The organism is Solimonas flava DSM 18980 (assembly GCF_000426685.1).
Lineage (GTDB): Bacteria > Pseudomonadota > Gammaproteobacteria > Nevskiales > Nevskiaceae > Solimonas > Solimonas flava.
The window spans coordinates 1-4,787 of record NZ_AUFV01000028.1 but is presented as its reverse complement, the minus strand read 5'-3'; the positions used below and the strand labels follow the sequence as shown (position 1 = coordinate 4,787).

2 tRNA genes and 2 rRNA genes are annotated in these 4,787 nt (G+C 53.0%); all 4 read left to right on the top strand.

Annotation, left to right across the window (positions count from 1 at the left end):
• Positions 1-1,355 (top strand): 16S ribosomal RNA (locus K343_RS0118195); the annotation flags it as partial.
• Between the two features lie 117 nt (positions 1,356-1,472).
• Positions 1,473-1,549: transfer RNA gene (locus K343_RS0118190), tRNA-Ile, on the top strand.
• A 45-nt stretch (positions 1,550-1,594) separates the two neighbouring features.
• A tRNA-Ala gene (locus tag K343_RS0118185) sits at positions 1,595-1,670 on the top strand.
• Positions 1,671-1,900: 230 nt separating this feature from the next.
• Positions 1,901-4,756, top strand: a 23S ribosomal RNA gene (locus K343_RS0118180).
• Positions 4,757-4,787 lie beyond the last annotated feature (31 nt).

Here is a 4,787-nt window from a genome sequence, read left to right as displayed (position 1 = left end):
AGACCAAAGCTGGGGACCGCAAGGCCTAGCACTCTGAGAGGAGCCTATGTCTGATTAGCTAGTTGGTAGGGTAAAGGCCTACCAAGGCGACGATCAGTAACTGGTCTGAGAGGACGATCAGTCACACCGGAACTGAGACACGGTCCGGACTCCTACGGGAGGCAGCAGTGGGGAATATTGGACAATGGGCGCAAGCCTGATCCAGCAATGCCGCGTGTGTGAAGAAGGCCTTCGGGTTGTAAAGCACTTTAAGCAGGGAAGAAAAAACTCGGTCTAATACATCGAGTCTTGACGGTACCTGAAGAATAAGCACCGGCTAACTCTGTGCCAGCAGCCGCGGTAATACAGAGGGTGCTAGCGTTAATCGGATTTACTGGGCGTAAAGCGTGTGTAGGTGGTTGTTCAAGTCAGTTGTGAAATCCCTGGGCTTAACCTGGGAACTGCTTCTGAGACTGAACGACTAGAGTACGGTAGAGGGTGGTGGAATTTCCGGTGTAGCGGTGAAATGCGTAGATATCGGAAGGAACATCAATGGCGAAGGCAGCCACCTGGGCCTGTACTGACACTGAGACACGAAAGCGTGGGGATCAAACAGGATTAGATACCCTGGTAGTCCACGCCGTAAACGATGAGAACTTGACGTCGGTTTGCTCTGCAAGTCGGTGTCGTAGCTAACGCGATAAGTTCTCCGCCTGGGGAGTACGGCCGCAAGGTTGAAACTCAAAGGAATTGACGGGGGCCCGCACAAGCGGTGGAGTATGTGGTTTAATTCGATGCAACGCGAAGAACCTTACCTGGGCTTGACATGCTAGGAATCCTGCAGAGATGTGGGAGTGCCCGCAAGGGAACCTAGACACAGGTGCTGCATGGCTGTCGTCAGCTCGTGTCGTGAGATGTTGGGTTAAGTCCCGCAACGAGCGCAACCCTTGCCCTTAGTTGCCACCATTTAGTTGAGCACTCTAAGGGGACCGCCAGTGACAAACTGGAGGAAGGTGGGGATGACGTCAAGTCATCATGGCCCTTATGCCCAGGGCTACACACGTACTACAATGGACAGTACAGAGGGTCGCCAAGCCGCAAGGTGGAGCTAATCCCAAAAAGCTGTTCGTAGTCCGGATCGAGGTCTGCAACTCGACCTCGTGAAGTCGGAATCGCTAGTAATCGCCGATCAGCATTTGCGGCGGTGAATACGTTCCCGGGCCTTGTACACACCGCCCGTCACACCATGGAAGTCTGTTGCACCAGAAGTAGGTAGTCTAACCGCAAGGGGGGCGCTTACCACGGTGTGGCCGATGACTGGGGTGAAGTCGTAACAAGGTAGCCGTAGGGGAACCTGCGGCTGGATCACCTCCTTTCAAGAATGCTTCCAAGCGCAATTGGGAGCGCCCACACAAGTCACTTGCAAAAATAGAATCGAGAGCTGCGCGGATGAAGCGCACAGTTCTGCCCGAGTCAGGTCTGTTTCAGCCTGGGGGTCTGTAGCTCAGCTGGTCAGAGCACACGCTTGATAAGCGTGGGGTCGCTGGTTCAAATCCAGCCAGACCCACCACTAATGCAGCCCTTGTCGTTTCTCGGAGATGTCGTTCGGGTATCCGGGGCCATAGCTCAGCTGGGAGAGCACCTGCTTTGCAAGCAGGGGGTCGTCGGTTCGATCCCGACTGGCTCCACCAGACGATTCGGAAAAGCCCTTGTTGATTCAGGCAAACATTCGCGTGAATGTTTCCCCGAGTCCACGATGTGGATTCTTGTTCTTTAACAATACGGTTTAGTAGTTGAACACTGTTGTCATTAGTCGATTAATGCAAGTTAATCGTACTCAATGCCATAGGTGCTTAACGGCGAAGATTGTCGAGAGTGAGATCCGAATCTCCGATATTCGAAAGAATGTTTGAGGTTATATGATCAAGTGAACAAGCGCATCTGGTGGATGCCTTGGCGACAACAGGCGATGAAGGACGTAGTAGTCTGCGATAAGCCGCGGCGAGCTGACAAACGAGCTTTGACCCGCGGATTTCCGAATGGGGCAACCCAGGGCTTCGGCCCTATCTGTCACTGAATCCATAGGTGGCGGAAGCTAACGCAGGGAACTGAAACATCTAAGTACCTGCAGGAAAAGAAATCAACCGAGATTCCGCAAGTAGTGGCGAGCGAACGCGGAGCAGCCCTTAAGTTTTGTATGTTCTAGCAGAGCGGTCTGGAAAGGCCGGCCATAGTGGGTGATAGCCCCGTATGCGAAAGGACATATGAGATGAAATCGAGTAAGGCGAGGCACGTGAAACCTTGTCTGAACATGGGGGGACCATCCTCCAAGGCTAAATACTCGTTGTCGACCGATAGTGAACCAGTACCGTGAGGGAAAGGCGAAAAGAACCCCGGAGAGGGGAGTGAAATAGAACCTGAAACCGGATGCGTACAAGTAGTCGGAGCCCGCAAGGGTGACGGCGTACCTTTTGTATAATGGGTCAGCGACTTACTTCTCAGTAGCAAGGCTAACCGTATAGGGGAGCCGTAGGGAAACCGAGTCTTAATAGGGCGATTAGTTGCTGGGAGTAGACCCGAAACCCGTCGATCTATCCATGGCCAGGGTGAAGTTGTGGTAACACACAATGGAGGCCCGAACTCACGTCTGTTGAAAAAGACGGAGATGAGCTGTGGATAGGAGTGAAAGGCTAATCAAGGCGGGTGATAGCTGGTTCTCCTCGAAAGCTATTTAGGTAGCGCCTCGTGTATCACTGTAGGGGGTAGAGCACTGTTACGGTCTGGGGGGAGCACAAGTTCCTACCCAACTGTTGCAAACTCCGAATACCTACAAGTGCAATCACGGGAGACACACGGTGGGAGCTAAATTTCATCGTGAAAAGGGAAACAGCCCTGACCGCCAGCTAAGGTCCCCAAATTACCGCTAAGTGGTGAACGATGTGGGAAGGCTAAGACAGCCAGGATGTTGGCTTAGAAGCAGCCATCATTTAAAGAAAGCGTAATAGCTCACTGGTCGAGTCGGCCCGCGCGGAAGATGTAACGGGGCTCAAGCGGTGTACCGAAGCTGCGGATGCATAGCAATATGCGTGGTAGAGGAGCGTTCTGTAAGCCTGCGAAGGTGAACCGTAAGGTTTGCTGGAGGTATCAGAAGTGCGAATGCTGACATGAGTAACGACAATACGGGTGAAAAACCCGTTCGCCGTAAGCCCAAGGGTTCCAGCGCAACGGTAATCGGCGCTGGGTGAGTCGGATCCTAAGGCGAGGCTGAGAAGCGTAGTCGATGGAAAGCTGGTTAATATTCCAGCACTTGTTGATGCTGCGATGGGGTGACGGAGAAGGTTAGGGTGGCTGTCTGTTGGATGGCAGTTTAAGCCCGTAGGAAGATCTCTTAGGCAAATCCGGGAGGTCAATTCTGAAAGGTGATGACGAGCCGCTTTTGCGGCGAAGTACCTGATACCCCGCTTCCAAGAAAAACCTCTAAGCTTCAGGCATCAAGAATCCGTACCCGAAACCGACACAGGTGGGCGAGGAGAGTATCCTAAGGCGTTTGAGACAACTCGGATGAAGGAACTCGGCAAATTAGTGCCGTAACTTCGGGAGAAGGCACGCCTACGCAAGTAGGCCGCAGTGAAGAGGGGGTTGCGACTGTTTATCAAAAACACAGGACTCTGCAAACACGAAAGTGGACGTATAGGGTCTGACACCTGCCCGGTGCTGGAAGGTTAAGTGATGGGGTCAGCCGCAAGGCAAAGCTCTTGATCGAAGCCCCAGTAAACGGCGGCCGTAACTATAACGGTCCTAAGGTAGCGAAATTCCTTGTCGGGTAAGTTCCGACCTGCACGAATGGTGTAACGATAGCCCCACTGTCTCCATCCGAGGCTCAGTGAAATTAAAATCGCTGTGACGATGCAGTGTTCCCGCGGCAAGACGGAAAGACCCCGTGAACCTTTACTATAACTTTACACTGGATTTTGAGTTTGCTTGTGTAGGATAGGTGGGAGCCTTTGAAACCTGGGCGCTAGCTCAGGTGGAGGCGTCCTTGAAATACCACCCTGGTAAACTCGAAGTTCTAACCTCGTCCCGTTATCCGGGACAGGGACATTGTATGGTGGGTAGTTTGACTGGGGCGGTCTCCTCCCAAAGAGTAACGGAGGAGTGCGAAGGTTAGCTCAGCGCGGTCGGAAATCGCGCTCTTGAGTGCATAGGCATAAGCTAGCTTGACTGCGAGACAAACAAGTCGAGCAGGTACGAAAGTAGGTCTAAGTGATCCGGTGGTTCTGTATGGAAGGGCCATCGCTCAACGGATAAAAGGTACTCCGGGGATAACAGGCTGATACTGCCCAAGAGTCCATATCGACGGCAGTGTTTGGCACCTCGATGTCGGCTCATCTCATCCTGGGGCTGTAGTCGGTCCCAAGGGTCCGGCTGTTCGCCGGTTAAAGAGGTACGCGAGCTGGGTTCAGAACGTCGTGAGACAGTTCGGTCCCTATCTGCCGTGGGCGTTCGAGATTTGAGAGGAGTTCACCTTAGTACGAGAGGACCGGGTGGAACGTATCTCTGGTGTTCCAGTTGTCACGCCAGTGGCATCGCTGGGTAGCTATATACGGACGGGATAACCGCTGAAAGCATCTAAGCGGGAAGCCCACCTCGAGATGAGATCTCGCGGGACTTGAGTCCCCTGAAGGGCCCTTGTAGACGACAAGGTTGATAGGCGCGATGTGGAAGTGCAGCAATGCATGCAGCTAACGCGTACTAATTGCCCGTGCGGCTTGATCATATAACGCTCAAGCATTTTTGACCGTTAAGTA